Source organism: Nitrospirota bacterium (assembly GCA_016214855.1).
Lineage (GTDB): Bacteria > Nitrospirota > Thermodesulfovibrionia > Thermodesulfovibrionales > UBA6898 > UBA6898.
This window is the reverse complement of sequence record JACRMT010000022.1, coordinates 14,319-31,648: the sequence shown is the minus strand read 5'-3', so window position 1 is coordinate 31,648 and position 17,330 is coordinate 14,319. Positions and strand designations below refer to the sequence as shown.

Here is a 17,330-nt window from a genome sequence, read left to right as displayed (position 1 = left end):
GTCGCCTGTCCCTTCATCGCCAACACCTTGGTGATTGCTGCGGTCAGCGTCGTCTTGCCGTGGTCTACGTGTCCGATCGTCCCCACGTTGCAATGCGGTTTTGTCCTCTCAAATTTTGCCTTTGCCATTTCGCCTCCTTGCGCTGCCGGCCGGCACTGCCAAAGCCTGCAGAGTTCTTAAATATCTTTTCTGGAGCCCATGACCGGAATCGAACCGGTGACCTCTTCCTTACCAAGGAAGTGCTCTGCCGACTGAGCTACATGGGCATATTACTGCTCATGGAGCGGGAAACGGGATTCGAACCCGCGACCCTCAGCTTGGAAGGCTGACGCTCTACCACTGAGCTACTCCCGCATACAGCTAACGTACTGTCAATAAGGATAGCTTGCTTACTTGCTTCATCGCAGCATCCTCTTCGCTACCACAACAATAATCAGGTCCACGGTACTGGTGGAGAGGGGAGGATTCGAACCTCCGTAGGCGAAGCCAACGGGTTTACAGCCCGTCCCCTTTGGCCACTCGGGTACCTCTCCGTATTGCATCAGGGATTGGTAGTCGGGGATTGGCAGTTAAGTCTTCATACCAACCCCTAAAACCCAATCCCCAATCGCTGCTGCTATCCTGGAGCCGACGAAGGGATTCGAACCCCCGACCTGATGATTACAAATCAACTGCTCTACCAACTGAGCTACGTCGGCAATGCCGAAAAAACCAAAATGCCTGAAAAAGGCAATAGTAAACCTATAGGTGTTTCAGAAATATGTAATATAAGGGTACGATTATAGTACAGTCAACCAGAAAAAAACAAGGCCTCGCAGGATTATACTTTTTTTTCTTTACAAACCTTGTCCCTTTGCATCCTTTGGCGCATTATCTCAAAAATGATGACTCCTGTAGCAACTGAGGCATTGAGCGAGTTAACTTTTCCCCGCATAGGGAGTTTTACAATATAGTCACAGTGTTCCTTCACGGTTCTGCGCATCCCCTCGGCCTCTGAGCCGACAACCAATGCGACAGAACCCGTGAAATCCACATCCCATACTTCCTTATCTCCTTCAGCCTCAGCACCGACAATAGTAACTCCGGACTCCTTCATCGAACTGATTGCATGCTTGATGTTCGGGACCATGGATATCACTACATGCTCTGATGCCCCTGCAGATGCCTTGACAGCCTCTGGCGTCAGAGATGCTGATCGATGCGACTGTATCACCACGCCATGCACACCGCCTGCATCAGCAACTCTCAGGATCGAACCAAAATTTCTCGGGTCCTCAATGCTGTCAATAATAAGAAAAAGGGGGACCTCTTTCTTGATCCGGGGAATTTCTATGAGGTCATGAAAATCAGCATAAGCTCGGGGCTCTACGGTTGCCGCAATCCCCTGATGCCCCTTATGAAACCGTTCATCAAAAAACTGAAGGTCAACTTTCTGGACGGCTATACCCCTGCCTGACAGCTCCTTTTCAATGTCTGCCCTGTCTCTTCGTGAGAAAGCAAGGAATACCCTGCGGACTTCTCTGCCGGCCCTGACAGCTTCGAGCACAGGATTGAGCCCGCAGATCCATTCGTCACCGGATTTTGGCCGATCACGGTCTGGCCTTTCTCTCTTTGAGAAATTAAATGTAGCTCTCTTTCTGCTCATATCCAGATGCCCTTACGTTACATAGTGAAATAAAAAAAGGAGGGGGGAGACAAAGGAGCGCTTTACAACCGGCTCCCGCGTTAACGAGATAAGCTATTCCCTGCCGTCAGGTGTTCCCATCAGAGGAGCTCGGCATTGATCTTCACCTTAAGTTTCTTTTTCATGCCCTCTATATAGGATCTGACAACTTTTTCCTGTGCATCCTTGATCATGGCGTCCTTTATCATCTTCTTTGTCTGCTCATCAGCAGAAATATTATCAAACCCGACATCAGGAGTGATTGCGGCAGTCTGTATCAGCCTGCTCATCTTTTGTATAATCAGCTCTTCTCTCTTGTTCGACTCGTAAACGCCCGGGGTAAGCCTCGAAAGACGGAGCGTGTTCTGATAGATCTCACTGTCAAAAGCACCGTTCTTCGTAAAAACAGGCTCGTTCAGAATTGCCTCTTTTACTTCGCCGTCGCTCACCCTGACCCCGTTCTCTGCAGCAGCTATGAGCAGGATGGTCTGCCCTACAAGCGTTTCAATGGCCTTGTCCTTGAGGTTGAGCTTCTTCTGCATCTCCTCATCAAACTTCTCCTTGTACACTTCGCGGTAAGACCTGTAATAGTTGTCATAGACCCTGCCATAGTCCTGGGCTGAGATCTTGTGTTTGCCGACTTCCGCAACGATCTGGGCATTGCTTGATTGATCTACGGTACCCACTCCCCAGAAGAGGAAAGACAGGATCACAATAAAGAACAGAAAATACAAATATTTGGCATGGTGCCTCATCGCCTTAAGCATCTGATAAATACCTCCAAAAAATAGTCATGTCCTGATGAATGTGTCCGATAATAAAAAAGGGATGCGTTTAGTTGTGCTCGTCAAAGCGGATATCAAGGTCCCGCTCAGGCACAATGGTTGAGACCGCATGCTTGTACACAAGCTGCTGATTTGCATCTTTAAGAAGAATGACGAAATTGTCAAAAGCCTTGACAACCCCTTTGAGACGCACACCATTGGTAAGATAGACAAGAACAGGCAACTTATCCTTTCTTAACTGATTGAGGTAATTGTCCTGCAGACTTTGACTTTTTGAAGTGGGCATCCCCTGTCTCCCTTTTATTAGATTGCCGTTATATTTTTTATTACGATAAATTATTCAGCGCATTTATTCAAGCACTTTCGGGGCATATTTGTGAGATACAGCTGCTGCTGCAGGAAAGATATCAGCAGTGGCCTGCCTTACTGCCTGAAAGACCTCCTGGCCATTATTCGTGCCTGTTACATCTATCCAGATAATGCCCTCCTCTTGTCTGAACCAGGTAAACTGGCGCTTTGCATACCTCCGGGAGTTCCGTTTCATCAGACGTTCAGCCTCCGAAAGGTCTATCTCCCGGTTCAGATATTTCGCGATCTCTTTGTACCCGATGGCCTGCAAAGGCGTTCTGTCGGGGTTCATCTGCATGATCGACCTCACCTCGTCAATGAGCCCTGACTTAAACATTGCATCCACGCGTGCGTCGATCATCTGATAAAGCTCTTCTCTCGCCCGGGTAATACCTATTTTTATAAAATCGTACGGCAACGGCCTTGTAAGATCCTTCTGGAGAGACGACAGGGAACTGCCGCTTTTTAGACATACCTCGATCGCCCTGATGATTCTGCGGATATTGTTTCGTTCGGTCCTGCCTGCAGTCTCAGGATCGATCTCACTGAGGTGAGCATAAAGAGACCCCTTTTCCTCTTCTTCCCTGGCAAGCAGTCTCTCTCTCAGTTCAAGGTCTGATGACGGGCCGTTGAATATGCCCCGCGTCATTGCCTTGATGTAAAGTCCTGTTCCCCCGACAATGATTGGTGTCTTGCCGGTCTGAAAAATCCCCTCAATGATCGGAACAACGTCGGATATATACCTGCCTGCGCTGTATGCCTCGGAAGGTTCAACAACATCGATCATGTGGTGCCTGATGTTGGCTCTTTCCGCCTCAGACGGTTTGGCCGTGCCGATGTCCATATGCCGGTATATCTGCATGGAGTCTGCACTGATGATCTCAGTGTTCAGTTCTTTGGCAAGAAGGATGGAAGCGCCGGTTTTGCCGACACCGGTTGGACCGAGCAGGACAATGACCTTTTTCATTCCCACCCCCCTCTGTCCCCCCTTGGCAGGGAGCGAAGAAAGAGAAGTAATGCAGGACCGATAAGCCTGCATTCTTTCATGTGCGCTTGAAAAGTTTGCTCAGGTCGTGGAGCGAGTAGAAGATCCTTGTCGGTCTGCCGTGAGGGCACTGGTCAGGATGCTCTGTCTTTTCCAGATCCTCAAGAAGCTTCGAAAGCTCGTCCGGGGAGAGGATCTTCCTGCCGCGTATTGAAGCGTGGCATGCTATCCGTGCAGCAAGATCATAACGCAGGGGCCTGCCTGATGCATGCTCATCGAGAAGTCCCGCAGCAAGGTCAGAAAGGAGACCGGGGATGTCAGCATCTGCGATCTCTGCAGGCACTGCCCTCACAATGACCGTGTTGTTCCCAAAGTCATCAATCTCTATGCCGAAGGTCCTGACTATCTCCTTATGTTCAAGCAGAACGCGGTATTCCTTGCCTGAAACCTGAACCTGTCTTGGGAAGAGGAGCTGCCGGGATTCTGTCTCGATGCCTTTGAGCAGTTTTTCGAAGAGGACCCTTTCATGGGCTGCGTGGTGGTCCAGAAGGGTGAGCCCTCCTTTTCCTGAAACAGCGACAAAGGTGTCGCCGAGATAGATATGGGGCAGAGACGCGCGATACGAGAATTCAAGATTTTCTGCTATGCCGGATATCTCGAATGAAACGGGCTGAGAATAGGACAGGCTGTCTCCTCCCGGCAGCCACAAAGCAGCATCAGCAGCCTGCGGCTGAACGAACTCCCCGGCATATTCTTTATGCGCATCCCTGATCGCATCCCTGAGGTGGGAGACAATAAACCGGTAGACCGTCTCCTTATCCTCAAACCGCACCTCCCTTTTCGTGGGGTGCACATTAAAGTCGACCTTTTGGGGATCGATCTGAAGAAACAGGAAATAGAGCGGATGTCTGTCAGGAGGCAGTATACCTTCATACGCCTTATAGACTGCATGGGCAACTGACTGGTCTTTTATCGGCCGTCTGTTCAGGAATATGAACTGGTGAGATCTGGTCTTTCTGAAATTGGCGCTGTTCGATACAAATGCATGCATTGCCAGGCCATCCATACTGAAAGAGACCTCTATAAGCCCGCTGAGGAACTCATCCCCATATGCCTGCATGATCCTTTCCCTGAAGCCTGATGCCTTTGCAAGACTGATCGTTTCAATGTTGTCCGTAAAGAGCGAGAAGGCGGTCTCAGGATGCGAAAGCGCCTCTTTCGTAACGATATCAATGATATGGGAAAGCTCGGTGCTGTCAGCCTTGAGGAACTTCTTCCTTGCAGGCGTATTGAAAAAAAGGTCCTTTATTTCGAGTGAGGTGCCTGATGCCGGTGCATCCCTGATATCTTTCATTTCGCCGCCATGAAGCTCAAGAGAGACCCCGGCGGTTGAACCCTTCAGGCCGGTGACAAGCTTGAGCTTCGAAACAGAGGCGATCGACGGCAGTGCCTCACCACGGAACCCCAAGGTACTGATATTGAACAGGTCGTCATATTCTATTATCTTGCTTGTTGCATGACGCTTAAAGCAGAGGAGTGCATCGTCGCGGTCCATGCCGATGCCGTTGTCCGAGACCCGTATCAGCCGCTTGCCGCCGCGGCTCACCTCTACCCTGATCTCGGTGCTATTGGCATCAAGAGAGTTCTCAAGAAGCTCTTTTACCACGGACGCAGGCCGCTCGATCACCTCACCAGCCGAGATCTTGTTGCAGAGGTCTGTAGGAAGAACCGTTATCTTTGGCATGGGACATTGTACGTATTGGCAGGAGCATTTCGCAAGGGAATCCCCTGCATCGACAGCATCTTTCCTGCAGGCAGCTGCCTTTTCAAAAACAGCCGGATTTTGTATGCTAAACAATACACTATGAATAAATCACTGCCCATACAGGAGGCTGTTCTCATGGACATAAAGGCATATGTGCTCGCAAAGGCAAAGGAAGCAAAAGAGGGCGCGCGTTCTTTAGGACGGGCGTCTTCAAAGCAGAAAAATGCCGCGCTCCTGTCCATGTCTGAGGCCCTCCAAAAGCGCTCGAACGAGCTTATACGGGAGAATGCAAAGGACATTAAATTCGCGCAGCAAAAGGGCCTCACCAAGGCGATGATCGACAGGCTTACCCTGAGCAAAAAACGTATCGACGAGATGGCGCAAGGGCTGGTAGAGGTTGCGGCTCTCCCCGATCCCGCGGGCGAGGTTATCAAAATGTGGCAGCGGCCCAATGGCATGACCGTCGGCAGGATGCGCGTGCCGATCGGCGTGATCGGTATCATTTATGAGTCCAGACCGAATGTCACTGCCGATGCGACAAGCCTCTGCCTCAAGGCAGGCAATGCGGTAATTCTGCGAGGCGGCTCTGAGGCAATACATTCGAACAAGGCTATCGTGAAGATCCTGAGGGATGCTGCAAAGCAGCAGAACATACACGAGGGCGCCATCACCTTTATCGATCTTCCTGACAGGACAGCGGTCATGGAGATGCTGAAGCTTGAAGGCATCATAGACCTGATCATCCCCCGGGGCGGCGAAGGCCTTATCAGGACCGTGACCGAGAATTCACGCATACCAGTGCTCAAGCATTACAAAGGGATCTGTCATGTTTTTGTCGACAGGGATGCTGACCTGAAGATGGCAGAGGATATCTGTTTTAATGCAAAGGTCCAGAGGCCGGGCACCTGCAATTCCATGGAGACAATGCTCGTTGACAAGAAGATCGCAAAGGCGTTCCTGCCTGCTATGCTCAAGAGGTTCAAAGACGCAGGCGTTGCTATCAAGGGAGACCCTGAGACAAGGAAGATCGTCCCTTCTGTTGATGCGGTCAGGGAGCATGATTTCTATAACGAATATCTGGATCTGGTCCTCAATGTAAAGGTAGTGAAGGACATCGACGCTGCGATGGACCATATTGCGACATACAGCTCAGCCCATTCAGACGCCATTGTGACAAAAGACTATGCAAAAGGCATGCGCTTCCTGCGGGAGGTCGACTCCTCTGCAGTGCTGATCAATGCCTCGACACGCCTGAATGACGGGTACCAGTTCGGCCTCGGTGCAGAGATCGGCATATCAACAGACAAGATCCATGCGCGCGGTCCGATGGGGCTTGAAGAACTGACCTGCACAAAATTCATTGTCCTTGGCAACGGCCAGCTGAGGGAGTGATCAGTCCATCTTGAAGCTCGGCATATTAGGTGGGACCTTCAATCCGATTCATTTCGGCCATCTGCGCGCGGCTGAAGAGGCGCATGAACTTGCCGGGCTTGATAGGGTGATCTTCATCCCTTCAGGCAATCCGCCGCTCAAGGCAGAAGATATCGCACCTGCCCGTCACCGGTATGCCATGGCCAAACGTGCAATAAATAAGAATCCGCACTTTGATCTCCTTGACCTTGAATGCAGGACCAGGCAGAAGTCCTATACGGTCACGACCCTTGAAAAACTGCATCAGCTCTATCCGGATGACACTCTGCATTTCATGCTGGGTATCGACGCCTTTCTTGATATCCCGAACTGGTACAGGCCTGAGCGTCTCCTCAGCCTTGCACATTTTCTGATCCTTTCGCGGCCGGGCTGCAGATTCGCTGCTCTATCCACCTCCCCGTATCTTTCTGTCAGCAAAGAGACTCTCAGGAAACTTGATGCCGGGACCATTCCTTCATATTCAACAACTCTCACGAACGGAAACGCGGTTTTACTCCTCAATATCTCCCCGGTCAACATCTCGGCAACCGATATCAGAACCCGCATGGCAGCAGGGAAAAGCGCGAAATACCTGTTGCCAGCAGCTGTTGAATCCTATATAATTTCACATAAACTGTATGCATTCAGAAAACCACAGAACAGGGCTGTAAAGAGGGAATGCCGCTCATAGGAAGAGATCTGGCCCTCAAGGCAGCAGACGCAGCTCTCCAGAAAAAGGCTCAGGGTCTTGTCATCCTCGAACTTATCGGTCTTACGATCATTACTGATTATTTCGTGATCTGTTCAGGGGAAAGCACAACGCAGGTCAGGGCTATTGCAGATTTCATAGAGCATGAACTCATGCTGCAGGGCATCAGGCCGATCGGCAAAGAAGGCCTTAATTACGGCCATTGGGGCCTGCTCGATTACGGGGACGTAATCATCCATGTATTCGAAAAGGAGACGCGTGAATACTACAGCCTCGAAAAACTCTGGATGGATGCAAAGACCATAGAATTCAATGAAGATCAATCTGATATGGGTCGGAAAGACAAAAGAGCCGTTCATTCATGAGGGGCTGCAGAAATATCTGAAGCTCCTGAAGCCCTATGCCGATGTTGCGATAACAGAGATCAGGGAAGAAAAGGTTAAGGACACCAGCAGGATGTTAAGCAAGGAAGGTGAACGCATACAGGACCTCAGGATCCCCTACATGCTGCTCGATGAAAAGGGGGAAACCCTTGACTCTGTGGAGTTTGCCCGGCTTATCGAAAAACAGGGGTCTTCAGCCACGTTTCTCCTCGGCGGAGCATATGGTGTTTCAGGGGACGTGAAGGCACAGGCAAAAAAGAAGATCCGTCTGTCTTCCATGACCTTTACCCATGAGATGTCACGACTCATTTTGTTAGAGCAGCTCTACCGCGCCTTTACCATTCTGCAGAAAAGAGGTTATCATCACTGATGGGCAAGACATCGGCAGTCATATTTCTCCTGTTCCTTGTAGGGATACTGGCCTTCGGATTTTTTAATCAGGAGATTGTCAACATAACGATCCCCGGAGGTCAGGTATATATGATCTCGAAGTTCATCCTTGTCCTGATCTCGATCACCATTGGAGCGTTTATAACGTTTATCTTCTTTGCGATCAGGGACACGAAAAAGTTCATTGACAACTGGCAATACCAGAAAAAACAGAAACAGGAAATCAAGGTCCAGCATCTCTATTCCAAGGCGCTGAATTCCCTTCTCGCAAAGAACGAAGACGCCGCAAAAGAAGCGCTTGAAGATATTCTCAAGGAAGAGCCTGACCATATTGATGCCCTGCTCCGCCTCGGCGACATTGCTTCAGCGGCTGAAGACTTTCAGATGGCCAACACCCATTATCAGCGTGCCCGCGAACTGGAACCCAAAAGTTTCGAGACCCTTTTCGCGCTCGACAGTCTTCTCGAAAAATCAGGAAGATGGTCTGAGGCCTTGAGGTATCTTGATGAGATCCTCGATATTGACGATGCCAACCTGACCGCCATGTACAGGAAACGCGAGATCCTCGAAAAACAGGCCCGGTGGGACGATGTTGTCTCCCTCCAGAAATCGATCCTCAAGCGTGAGCATTCTGAAAAAGACAAGAAGCGTGAACATGAAAATCTTATTGGCTATGAATATGAATATGGCCGCCACAGTCTTGAGAACAGCCAGCTCGAAAAAGCAAAAAAAGCATTCAGGAACATCATGAGGACGAGAAATGACTTTGTGCCTGCGATCCTCGGTCTTGCAGAAGTGCTTCTTCAGGAAGGCGAAAGTGAAGAGGCAATCAATCTGCTCGAAAACGCCTTTGCTGCTACTGAGTCAAAGATCCTGCTTGCCCGGCTTGAGGACCTGCTCATCAGCATCAGCGAACCGTCCCGTCTGATCCGCATATACAGAAGTGCCATCTCCCGCAAGCCCAATGATCCTGTCACCAAATTCTTTCTCGGCAAGCTCTTCCACAGGCTTGAGATGATCGATGACTCATTTGACACGCTTTCCGGGATCGATACGGGCGGCGCTTCTTACCCTGAACTCCATCTGCTCATGGGCAATCTTTACATGAGGAAGGGGCAGCTCGAAAAGGCTGTCCAGGAATTCAAGAAGGCCGCGGACATCAAAACTGCCTTCAGGCTTCCCTATTGCTGCAACCATTGCGGGTACCGCGCTGATGACTGGTCAGGACGCTGCCCTGACTGCAGGAGCTGGTCGACCTATCAGTTTAATCTTGACGGCACCTGCAAAAGATAACTTATTGAATTGACATGAATCAGAAAATATCCCCTTACCCCTCTTTACTAAAGAGGGGCTTATTCCTCCCTTTGACAAAGGAGGTTAGGAGGGATTTTTCTGATCAATTATAACCATTATTATAAAACGGTAATGACTAGATCAGAAATGAAAAACATCCAGCTCAACAGACTCGTATTATTCCTGAACAAAGAACTGAGATTTTCCGAATTCCCCAAAGACGAGAGTGCCAACGGCCTTCAGGTCGAAGGCTCGGCAACAGTCAAGCGGATCGGTCTGGCAGTCGATGCTTGCGATCATGTCTTTCAGCGAGCTGCAGAAAAGAATATCGACCTTCTTATTGTCCACCACGGCCTTATATGGGGAGGCATCCGTTCCGTTAGCGGCGTTATGAAAACGCGGATCAAGGCGCTCCTTGACGCAGACATCTCACTGTATGCCTGCCATCTTCCGCTTGACTGGCATCCTGACTACGGCAACAATGCCCAGCTTCTCAAGGTCCTTGCGATCAAAAGAATGGGGGAGTTCGGCGAATACCACGGAAAAAGGATCGGGTATTGGGGCAGTCTGACAAAAGAACTTTCTCTGAAAAATTTTGTTGGCAGGGTGGACAAGACCCTGGGCACGAAATCAACTTCCCTCAGCTTCGGCAAAAAGGTGAAGAGGGTCGGCATTGTCTCCGGCGGCGGCTGGTCAGCGATCTATGATGCGGAAAAGACCGGAATCGATACCCTCCTTGTGGGCGAACCGTCACACAGCGCTTATACCCTCGCCGAAGAGATGAAGCTGAATGTCGTCTTTGCCGGCCACTATGCCACAGAAACAGTCGGAGTTAAGGCTGTCGGCAATATGCTCGAAAAGAAGTTCGGCCTCAAGACCGAGTTCATAGACCATCCGACAGGGTTATAAATGAAGCTCCTGATGTTCTATACAAAGGAATGGTGGTACAAGACCGCCTCCAAGACCCTTGAATCTGCCCCTGATATCGAGATCGAGGAATCCATGCCCGATGCTGTTGTCTTCTTTTTTCACAGCGAGGCAGAGGATGAGGAAAAATATGGCAGTGTCTGCGAGAAGTTCGTGAAGAACGTCAAGTGGCTTGCCGGAAAGTTCAGCACAAAAAATGTCGTGCTACACTCCTTCAACCACCTCTCGTCAAGCAAGTCCTCACCGGAGTTTGCCAAACGTCTGCTTGATGACGTTATCATCAGACTTGAACGCACCGGGCACACGGTTATGCAGACCCCCTTTGGTTACTTCAATGAGTTCAAGATGCATGTTACAGGCGATTCCCTCGCAAAAGTCTTTAAAGAATTTTAATGCCTCACTACATTGTCCGCTCCGCATCCATCAGGCCTGATCTTGCCGGGCAGTGGAATGGGTCTGCATGGAACCAGGCCGAGACCCTTGAACTTACCTATTTTCGTCCAGAGGGGAGCGATTACAGACCAAAGACAGCAATCCGCCTTCTTTATGGCTCAGACGGCATCTTCTGTATCTTTAAGGTCAAAGATTGCTATGTAAGAAGCATTCATACCGAATACCTGTCCCCTGTTTACAAAGATAGCTGCGTTGAATTCTTTGTTAAGCCGAAACATGACAGGGGATATTTCAACTTCGAATTTAATTGCGGCGGCGCACTGCTCTGCAGCTATATTGTTGATCCGACACGAACTTCTGAAGGCTTTTGCGATTTTGTTAAGCTGCCCGAAGAAGACGCAAAGCAGGTCCGGATCTATCATTCCATGCCTGAGATTGTTGAGCCTGAGATCACAGAGCCGGTAACATGGTTTCTTGAGTTCTTTATTCCCTTCTGCCTGCTCGAACAATATGTCGGATCGATAGGAAATGTTGCAGGGCAGTCCTGGCATGCCAATTTCTACAAATGCGGGGACGAGACCTCTCAGCCTCACTGGGCGTCATGGACACCTCTCACAGAGAAAAACTTCCATCTTCCTGAATGCTTTGGAACGCTCTCTTTCGTTTAGCCAGCTTCCGGGAATGACTTTCTAAAACTGCCAGTCGCTTCCTGAGTAATATTTGCCTGTAGGCAAAAATATCATATAATTAATTTGCTTTCAGGCAAATTTATTATATACTTATCCTATGATCAGAAACAGATATCTCACGACCTATATTGTAGAAGACCTCAAGGACAAAATGGTCTTTGTAGGTGGACCGCGCCAAGTTGGCAAGACCACCCTCTGCCGCGATCTCATTGCAAGTCATTATAAGAACCATGCCTATTTTAACTGGGATAACCGGCATGACAGAAAGGCAATTTCCGCATCCTCCTGGCCTGCTGATACTGAACTTCTGATTCTTGATGAGATACACAAGTACCGCCAGTGGAAAGGTTTCATCAAGGGAGAATATGACAAATTGAAGGAGAATTACAGATTTCTTGTCACCGGAAGCTCCAGACTCGACCTCTTTCGGAGGGGCGGTGACTCTCTTCAGGGCAGGTATCACTATTACAGGCTGCACCCTTTTACCCTCACAGAGATGACAGCCGTTATTCAGAAACCGATCGTGAATCAGCCATTACCGGTCGGAGAGGTTTTTCATCAGGACACTCTGGATATTCTCGATGCCTTTGGCGGCTTCCCTGAGCCATGCATGAAACAGAACGCCAGGCATCTCAGGCGCTGGCACAATGAGAAGATCGAAAGGATGTTCCGCGAGGACATCCTCGATGTCGAGGCAATACGGGACATAAGCAATATGAAACTCCTGAGCGACATCCTGCCGTTGAGGGCCGGCTCATTGCTGTCCCTTAATTCGATGAGGGAAGACCTTGAAGTAAGCTTCCGGGCTGTTTCTCACTGGATGGATATTCTTGAGGCATTCTACTACCACTTTCGCATATATCCCTTTGCAGCAAAGAAGATCCGCTCCCTGAAGAAGGAGCCGAAGCTCTATCTTTGGGACTGGTCAGAGGTGCAGGACGAGGCAGCCCGCTTTGAAAACCTCATAGCTTCTCACCTTCTGAAGTTTGTTCATTTCATTACAGACTATGAGGGCTATAAGGCTGAACTTCATTTCCTGAGAGACGTAACCAAGAGGGAAGTCGATTTTCTTGTCACTATTGATGGCACCCCCTGGTTTGCCGTCGAAGCAAAGCTCAATGATACGGTTCTATCACCTCACCTGCTTTACTTCAGAGACAAGCTCTCGATTCCCTATGCGTATCAGGTCGTGAAAAAAAGCGGCATAGACAAGCTTGAAAAGCAGACGCGGATCATCTCGGCAGGGAAATTCCTGTCAGGGCTTATTTGATACACTTTATTCCATTCTGCTTTGAATTCCATAAGCTGCGGAGTTCACTGCCTTGCTTTTCTCTGCCTCACCGCTTCATATAAACATATCGCTGCAGAGGTGGCGACATTCAGGCTTTCGGCCTTGCCGAGAATGGGGATATTGAGGGAAAGATCAGCAGCTTTTCTGAGTTGATCGCTTACGCCATGGGCTTCGTTGCCAAAGGCGATCGCAATATTGCCGCTGAGATCAGCCTCAAAGATGGTTTTTTCTGCATCAGCAGCAGTAACCGCAAGCTGGATATTCCTTTTGCTTAACCAGTCAACAAATGCAGCAGGCTCTGCATACACGATTGGTATGTTGAATAAGCTCCCGGCTGTTGCCCTGATCACCTTCGGCATAAATGCATCACACGAGCCCGGAAGCAGGATGACTGCATCAGCGCCTGCTGCATCTGCTGTCCTGATGATCGTCCCGAGATTTCCGGGGTCCTGAATGGCATCAATTACAACTATGAGAGGGGTTTCCTTCAGAGTCAGCGTATCGAGCGTGTCCGGTTTATACCCGGCAAGAGCCACAATACCCTGCGGTGTCTCGGTATCCGTGATCTTTTCCAGGAGCTGCTCAGAAACTTCAAAAATGGCTGCCGCGATCTTCCCCATCAGAGCCCGGTGTTCTTTGGCATTGATGAATGCCTCGGTCACAAAGACCTCTTTGATCTGGCTCCCTGAAGCAAGCGCCATCTCGACCAGATGCGGCCCTTCGACCAGAAATGCAGCATGCCTGAACTTAGCGCGCTTCTCCCTAATCTGGATAACATCCTTGATATACTGATTTGCGGCGCTGCTGATTTTAACGGTTCGCATCTTTTTCCTTTAAGAGCTTGCTAAGCGTATCTTCGTATATTGTCTCACGCACACCTGCCGCTATGATCTCCAGGGCTGAAGGTTCTTCTCTGTATACAATGCGGTATTTCCCTACCCTGAAACTCCTGAGCCCTTCGAGCTCCTCCTTGAGGGCCTTGCCGCTCAATGGATTCTTCGCAATCTCCTTCAGCCCGGCCTTAAGCTTCTTCTTGATGTCAGGATGCAGGGTCTTTAGGAACTCCAGCGTGTCAGAAGGTATCCTGACTTTCTTCTGTCTCAACCGATCTCCTCAAGCAATTCATCGAGCGTATATGTTTTTGCCTTCCTGATATCCTTCAACCCCTTCTGAATATCCGCCATTAAACTCTGGCTTGATTTTATATACACGGTCTCTTTCCAGCTCTCGAACTCATCAGGACTGACCAACACAGCAGCAGGCCTTCCATTTTTTGTTATGACTATCTCCTCATCGGTCGTGCTGACCGCTTCAACAAGGCCACTTAATTTCATCTTTGCTTCTGACACCGATAATGTCTTCATAGATCTTTAGGCCTCCATTTTAGTTGACCAGAATATAGACTATTTTAGCATCAGCTTCAAGAAAAAATATACTGCTCCGGATATCCATGTTGTCCCCCTATACAGGGTCTGTGAAATTGTTTAAACTTGGAATATGGAACACAAACACGATGAGGAGCACGAAAAACTGGTAAAGACCTCTGTCTATCTTGAGGAGGAGGTGATCGAGGCCTTGGAAGAAGCTTCGCACGAGCTTGCAAAAGACACCGGCAAAAAATGGTCAAAAGGCGGGGTCATACGGCTTGCATTAAGCGATTTCTTCACTCGCCGCGGAAAGATGTTATGAAGTTCCAGGGCTTTGTCGATCTCCATACCCATGGCATCGGCAGACATGATACGCGGACAGGCAATCATGAGGACATCCTGAGCATGGCAAGGGCACATGCAAAGGCAGGGACGATCGCCATCCTTCCGACTATCTATTCAGGCCGTATTGATGAGATGAGAGAGAACCTGGAGGCTGTCAGAAGGGCAATGTATATCCAGGCAAATGGTCGAAGATCAGGCGCTGAGATACTTGGGGTGAACCTTGAAGGTCCGTTTCTGAATCCTGTCCGGTGCGGTGCTCTAGCCAAGGACACCTTCAAAAAGCCTACTCTGGCAGCGCTCAAGAAACTGATAGACGGTTACGAAGATATCGTCAGGATCATAACGGTCGCACCTGAACTTCCAGGAGCACTGAAGGTGATCGAGAAATGCGCTGACAGGGGAATCAAGGTAAATATGGGGCATTCTGATGCAACGCTTAGACAAGCACTGGACGGCAAGAAGGCAGGGGCAACAGGCATTACCCATATCTTTAATGCCATGCGGCCTTTCCATCACAGGGAGCCCGGCCTTGCAGGTCTCGGCCTCACAGACAGGGACCTCTATATTGAGGTGATCGCTGACGAGGTTCATCTGCATCCTCAAACCCTTGAGCTGATCTTCCGCTGTAAGCAGCCTGATAGGATCATCATTGTCTCTGATTCCGTAAAAGGCAGTGCATCTGCCGAGGGCGTCGTGTACAGCCATGGTATCCTTGCGGGCAGCGGCCTTACCATAGGCAGGGCAGTAAAAAAACTTCAGGGCAGCGGCATACCTGATGCAAAGATCCTCAGGGCATCAACAATCAACCCACTGCGGTACATCAGCAGGAACGATTTAGTTGCTTAAGTGCATTCGACAAGATATCACATTAAAAATCTCCCCTCACCCCTCTTTGCCAAAGAGGGGCATAATACCTCCCTTTGGCAAAGGGAGGTTAGGAGGGATTTAATAATTTGTCAGTAGCTGCTGCTGACCGTCTTTTCCTGAATATCTTGATGCCCGGAAAGGGTTGTTCAAACTCCTGCCTCACGCTTTCGGGCATGGTTTCAGCTTCGCCGATCATCAGATAGCCTTTGTCATACAGGACACTGCCGATCGCCGTGACCATCTCCTCCTGCATCTCCCTGTTCAGATAGATCAGGACATTTCTGCAGAGTATGAGGTTATAACTTCCGAGATTAGCTTTTTTATGAAGCAGCATGCTCATAATGTTGTCACTCGAAAACCTCACCATGGACCTTATTTCATCTTTAACCTGATAGCGTGCATTGTCAAGACATGTTCCAGCCTGATGCGGCAGCCTCTTAAAATATGCGTCGATGTATTTTCTTTTTGTCTCAAAAAGCTCCTCGTCTGAATACTCGCCCTTCCTTGCCTTTTCGACTGCATCAGGGTCTACATCAGTCGCCTGGATATGGCAGGCAAAAGAAAGGTTCTCCTGAGACCGAAATTCATGAATTATCATGGCAACAGAATAGGGCTCCTCGCCGTCTGCGCAGCCCAAACTCCAGACCTTCAGGAAGCCGAACTCTGCCACAAGCCCGGGTATTACTTCCGAGGAAAGCAGTTCGAAAACGACAGGATTTCTGAAAAAATTGCTCACCTTGATCGTCAGCGTCCTGACCAGCACCTCGAGTTCATCAGGATTCGCTTTGAGATAAGAAAGGTACTTTCTGTAGTCCCTGCTCTTCGTCTCCTGCAGCCTCAGTTCAAGCTTTCTCGAAATCGTTGCCTGGCGGTAGAGCGAAAAATCTATACCGCGCATTGCGTGAACATATTCGAGCAGTTGTTTCAGGTAATTGTTATTTTCGCTGTTCTTTATGGCAAGCCCTTTCATTTTCAACCATTATACTATGCTTCTGACAGTATGATATAATCCGATCATGAAGTCACTGGTACGGTCAACGCTTTTCCCGTTCTTGGCTTTGCTGCTTATGCTCATTGCAGACAAGGAGGCTTTTGCCATGCTGAAGAACATCCACTGGCTCGGTCATGATACTTTTAAGGTATCGGGTGAAAAAGTCATTTTCACCGATCCATTCAAGATAAAGAAGGCAGAGATTGCCGACATTATACTTATCACTCATGAGCACCGGGACCATTGCTCGCCTGACGATATCAAAAAGCTTCAGGGGCCGAACACGGTGATTGTTGCGCCTGCTGACTGTGCTGCAAAACTCAAAGGCAGCGTCAAAGTTATAAAACCGGGAGACACGATCGATGTCTCAGGTATCAGGATAGAGGCCGTACCCTCCTATAACACCAATAAACAGTTCCATACAAAGGACAGGGGGTGGGTCGGCTATATATTTACGGTATCAGGAGAGCGCATATACCTTGCAGGTGATACTGATCACATCCCTGAGATGGCGAGTTTCAGGGCTGACATCGCACTCCTCCCGGTATCAGGAACGTATGTCATGACCGCTGAAGAGGCTGTTCAGGCTGCTCTTGACATCAAACCAAAGGTGGCCATCCCTATGCATTACGGCTCCATTGTGGGAACTGTGGACGATGCAAAGAAGTTTGCCGAAAAGCTGAAGGGTAAGATTGCTGTGGAGATACTCCCTGAAGAATAACGCAGTTA

General features: G+C 49.3%; 22 protein-coding genes and 4 tRNA genes. 12 read left to right on the top strand and 14 right to left on the bottom strand.

Features of this window, described 5'->3' with window-relative positions; translation table 11 throughout:
• The 10 genes from tuf to mutL all read right to left on the bottom strand — a co-directional run.
• A partial coding sequence (gene tuf / locus HZB62_15970) for an elongation factor Tu (GenBank protein ID MBI5076645.1) occupies positions 1 to 128 on the bottom strand: 128 nt, incomplete at its 3' end.
• Between the two features lie 62 nt (positions 129 to 190).
• Positions 191 to 266, bottom strand: a tRNA-Thr gene (locus tag HZB62_15965).
• Positions 267 to 279: 13 nt separating this feature from the next.
• Positions 280 to 354 (bottom strand) — tRNA-Gly (locus HZB62_15960).
• 94 nt (positions 355 to 448) lie between these two features.
• A tRNA-Tyr gene (locus tag HZB62_15955) sits at positions 449 to 533 on the bottom strand.
• 89 nt (positions 534 to 622) lie between these two features.
• A tRNA-Thr gene (locus HZB62_15950) sits at positions 623 to 698 on the bottom strand.
• Between the two features lie 122 nt (positions 699 to 820).
• Positions 821 to 1,645 (bottom strand): 23S rRNA (guanosine(2251)-2'-O)-methyltransferase RlmB, encoded by an 825-nt coding sequence (rlmB, locus tag HZB62_15945; protein ID MBI5076644.1) that lies wholly within the window; start codon positions 1,643 to 1,645, stop codon positions 821 to 823.
• Between the two features lie 119 nt (positions 1,646 to 1,764).
• A complete protein-coding gene (locus HZB62_15940; GenBank protein ID MBI5076643.1) occupies positions 1,765 to 2,430 on the bottom strand; it encodes a SurA N-terminal domain-containing protein in 666 nt (221 codons plus the stop codon).
• Positions 2,431 to 2,497: 67 nt separating this feature from the next.
• On the bottom strand, positions 2,498 to 2,734 hold the full coding sequence (hfq, locus tag HZB62_15935; GenBank protein ID MBI5076642.1) for an RNA chaperone Hfq: 237 nt from the start codon (positions 2,732 to 2,734) through the stop codon (positions 2,498 to 2,500).
• Positions 2,735 to 2,797: 63 nt separating this feature from the next.
• Entirely contained in the window at positions 2,798 to 3,763 is a 966-nt protein-coding gene (miaA, locus tag HZB62_15930) for a tRNA (adenosine(37)-N6)-dimethylallyltransferase MiaA (GenBank protein ID MBI5076641.1), read from the bottom strand.
• Positions 3,764 to 3,839: 76 nt separating this feature from the next.
• A complete protein-coding gene (gene mutL, locus HZB62_15925; GenBank protein MBI5076640.1) occupies positions 3,840 to 5,525 on the bottom strand; it encodes a DNA mismatch repair endonuclease MutL in 1,686 nt (561 codons plus the stop codon).
• 156 nt (positions 5,526 to 5,681) lie between these two features.
• On the opposite strand from mutL, the gene HZB62_15920 reads away from it, so the two are divergent.
• The 9 genes from HZB62_15920 to HZB62_15880 all read left to right on the top strand — a co-directional run bounded on the left by HZB62_15920 (position 5,682) and on the right by HZB62_15880 (position 13,010).
• The gene (locus HZB62_15920) at positions 5,682 to 6,938 is read left to right on the top strand and encodes a glutamate-5-semialdehyde dehydrogenase (GenBank protein ID MBI5076639.1); all 1,257 of its coding nucleotides are present in this window, start codon (positions 5,682 to 5,684) and stop codon (positions 6,936 to 6,938) included.
• 10 nt (positions 6,939 to 6,948) lie between these two features.
• Entirely contained in the window at positions 6,949 to 7,647 is a 699-nt protein-coding gene (gene nadD, locus HZB62_15915) for a nicotinate (nicotinamide) nucleotide adenylyltransferase (protein MBI5076638.1), read from the top strand.
• Positions 7,635 to 8,030 carry a ribosome silencing factor gene (rsfS, locus tag HZB62_15910; protein MBI5076637.1) on the top strand — a complete coding sequence of 132 codons (396 nt, stop codon included), beginning with the start codon at positions 7,635 to 7,637 and terminating at the stop codon, positions 8,028 to 8,030. The genes nadD and rsfS overlap by 13 nt, the downstream gene beginning before the upstream one ends.
• Positions 7,978 to 8,418: a 23S rRNA (pseudouridine(1915)-N(3))-methyltransferase RlmH gene (locus tag HZB62_15905; protein ID MBI5076636.1), complete on the top strand. Its 441-nt coding sequence runs from the start codon at positions 7,978 to 7,980 to the stop codon at positions 8,416 to 8,418. Before rsfS ends, HZB62_15905 begins: the two co-directional genes overlap by 53 nt.
• Positions 8,418 to 9,731, top strand: a complete 1,314-nt coding sequence (locus tag HZB62_15900; GenBank protein ID MBI5076635.1) for a tetratricopeptide repeat protein — start codon at positions 8,418 to 8,420, stop codon at positions 9,729 to 9,731. Before HZB62_15905 ends, HZB62_15900 begins: the two co-directional genes overlap by 1 nt.
• A gap of 147 nt (positions 9,732 to 9,878) precedes the next feature.
• Positions 9,879 to 10,640 carry a Nif3-like dinuclear metal center hexameric protein gene (locus HZB62_15895; protein ID MBI5076634.1) on the top strand — a complete coding sequence of 254 codons (762 nt, stop codon included), beginning with the start codon at positions 9,879 to 9,881 and terminating at the stop codon, positions 10,638 to 10,640.
• Complete coding sequence (locus HZB62_15890; protein MBI5076633.1) at positions 10,641 to 11,051, top strand: hypothetical protein; 411 nt, start codon at positions 10,641 to 10,643, stop codon at positions 11,049 to 11,051.
• Positions 11,051 to 11,719 carry a carbohydrate-binding family 9-like protein gene (locus HZB62_15885; GenBank protein MBI5076632.1) on the top strand — a complete coding sequence of 223 codons (669 nt, stop codon included), beginning with the start codon at positions 11,051 to 11,053 and terminating at the stop codon, positions 11,717 to 11,719. The genes HZB62_15890 and HZB62_15885 overlap by 1 nt, the downstream gene beginning before the upstream one ends.
• A 118-nt stretch (positions 11,720 to 11,837) precedes the next feature.
• On the top strand, positions 11,838 to 13,010 hold the full coding sequence (locus HZB62_15880; GenBank protein MBI5076631.1) for an ATP-binding protein: 1,173 nt from the start codon (positions 11,838 to 11,840) through the stop codon (positions 13,008 to 13,010).
• A gap of 44 nt (positions 13,011 to 13,054) precedes the next feature.
• Here HZB62_15880 and HZB62_15875 read toward each other — a convergent pair whose 3' ends face one another.
• From HZB62_15875 to HZB62_15865, 3 genes are read right to left on the bottom strand one after another with little or no spacing between them, the layout of a single operon-like run.
• Positions 13,055 to 13,855 carry an RNA methyltransferase gene (locus HZB62_15875; protein MBI5076630.1) on the bottom strand — a complete coding sequence of 267 codons (801 nt, stop codon included), beginning with the start codon at positions 13,853 to 13,855 and terminating at the stop codon, positions 13,055 to 13,057.
• Positions 13,842 to 14,135: a type II toxin-antitoxin system RelE/ParE family toxin gene (locus HZB62_15870; GenBank protein ID MBI5076629.1), complete on the bottom strand. Its 294-nt coding sequence runs from the start codon at positions 14,133 to 14,135 to the stop codon at positions 13,842 to 13,844. Before HZB62_15870 ends, HZB62_15875 begins: the two co-directional genes overlap by 14 nt.
• Positions 14,132 to 14,395, bottom strand: coding sequence for a type II toxin-antitoxin system Phd/YefM family antitoxin (locus tag HZB62_15865; GenBank protein ID MBI5076628.1), 264 nt, complete (start codon positions 14,393 to 14,395; stop codon positions 14,132 to 14,134). Before HZB62_15865 ends, HZB62_15870 begins: the two co-directional genes overlap by 4 nt.
• A 133-nt stretch (positions 14,396 to 14,528) precedes the next feature.
• Between HZB62_15865 and HZB62_15860 the strand changes: the two genes are divergently transcribed.
• A complete protein-coding gene (locus HZB62_15860; GenBank protein MBI5076627.1) occupies positions 14,529 to 14,720 on the top strand; it encodes a hypothetical protein in 192 nt (63 codons plus the stop codon).
• On the top strand, positions 14,717 to 15,589 hold the full coding sequence (locus HZB62_15855; GenBank protein MBI5076626.1) for an amidohydrolase family protein: 873 nt from the start codon (positions 14,717 to 14,719) through the stop codon (positions 15,587 to 15,589). Before HZB62_15860 ends, HZB62_15855 begins: the two co-directional genes overlap by 4 nt.
• A gap of 88 nt (positions 15,590 to 15,677) precedes the next feature.
• Here the strand turns inward: HZB62_15855 and HZB62_15850 are convergent, their stop codons facing one another.
• The gene (locus tag HZB62_15850; protein ID MBI5076625.1) at positions 15,678 to 16,580 is read right to left on the bottom strand and encodes a protein-glutamate O-methyltransferase CheR; all 903 of its coding nucleotides are present in this window, start codon (positions 16,578 to 16,580) and stop codon (positions 15,678 to 15,680) included.
• 127 nt (positions 16,581 to 16,707) lie between these two features.
• On the opposite strand from HZB62_15850, the gene HZB62_15845 reads away from it, so the two are divergent.
• Entirely contained in the window at positions 16,708 to 17,322 is a 615-nt protein-coding gene (locus tag HZB62_15845; GenBank protein MBI5076624.1) for an MBL fold metallo-hydrolase, read from the top strand.
• Positions 17,323 to 17,330: the final 8 nt, after the last annotated feature.

Bases quoted from the DNA above. Each gene is read 5' to 3' on its own strand.
- HZB62_15920 (MBI5076639.1), top strand. From the start codon at position 5,682: ATGGACATAAAGGCATATGTGCTCGCAAAGGCAAAGGAAGCAAAAGAG.
- HZB62_15845 (MBI5076624.1), top strand. From the start codon at position 16,708: ATGCTGAAGAACATCCACTGGCTCGGTCATGATACTTTTAAGGTATCG.
- HZB62_15860 (MBI5076627.1), top strand. From the start codon at position 14,529: ATGGAACACAAACACGATGAGGAGCACGAAAAACTGGTAAAGACCTCT.
- HZB62_15855 (MBI5076626.1), top strand. From the start codon at position 14,717: ATGAAGTTCCAGGGCTTTGTCGATCTCCATACCCATGGCATCGGCAGA.
- miaA (MBI5076641.1), bottom strand. From the start codon at position 3,763: ATGAAAAAGGTCATTGTCCTGCTCGGTCCAACCGGTGTCGGCAAAACC.
- rlmB (MBI5076644.1), bottom strand. From the start codon at position 1,645: ATGAGCAGAAAGAGAGCTACATTTAATTTCTCAAAGAGAGAAAGGCCA.
- HZB62_15850 (MBI5076625.1), bottom strand. From the start codon at position 16,580: ATGAAAGGGCTTGCCATAAAGAACAGCGAAAATAACAATTACCTGAAA.
- HZB62_15895 (MBI5076634.1), top strand. From the start codon at position 9,879: ATGAAAAACATCCAGCTCAACAGACTCGTATTATTCCTGAACAAAGAA.
- mutL (MBI5076640.1), bottom strand. From the start codon at position 5,525: ATGCCAAAGATAACGGTTCTTCCTACAGACCTCTGCAACAAGATCTCG.
- HZB62_15905 (MBI5076636.1), top strand. From the start codon at position 7,978: ATGAAGATCAATCTGATATGGGTCGGAAAGACAAAAGAGCCGTTCATT.
- HZB62_15865 (MBI5076628.1), bottom strand. From the start codon at position 14,395: ATGAAGACATTATCGGTGTCAGAAGCAAAGATGAAATTAAGTGGCCTT.
- HZB62_15940 (MBI5076643.1), bottom strand. From the start codon at position 2,430: ATGCTTAAGGCGATGAGGCACCATGCCAAATATTTGTATTTTCTGTTC.
- HZB62_15900 (MBI5076635.1), top strand. From the start codon at position 8,418: ATGGGCAAGACATCGGCAGTCATATTTCTCCTGTTCCTTGTAGGGATA.
- HZB62_15880 (MBI5076631.1), top strand. From the start codon at position 11,838: ATGATCAGAAACAGATATCTCACGACCTATATTGTAGAAGACCTCAAG.
- HZB62_15890 (MBI5076633.1), top strand. From the start codon at position 10,641: ATGAAGCTCCTGATGTTCTATACAAAGGAATGGTGGTACAAGACCGCC.
- HZB62_15875 (MBI5076630.1), bottom strand. From the start codon at position 13,855: ATGCGAACCGTTAAAATCAGCAGCGCCGCAAATCAGTATATCAAGGAT.
- rsfS (MBI5076637.1), top strand. From the start codon at position 7,635: ATGCCGCTCATAGGAAGAGATCTGGCCCTCAAGGCAGCAGACGCAGCT.
- hfq (MBI5076642.1), bottom strand. From the start codon at position 2,734: ATGCCCACTTCAAAAAGTCAAAGTCTGCAGGACAATTACCTCAATCAG.
- HZB62_15885 (MBI5076632.1), top strand. From the start codon at position 11,051: ATGCCTCACTACATTGTCCGCTCCGCATCCATCAGGCCTGATCTTGCC.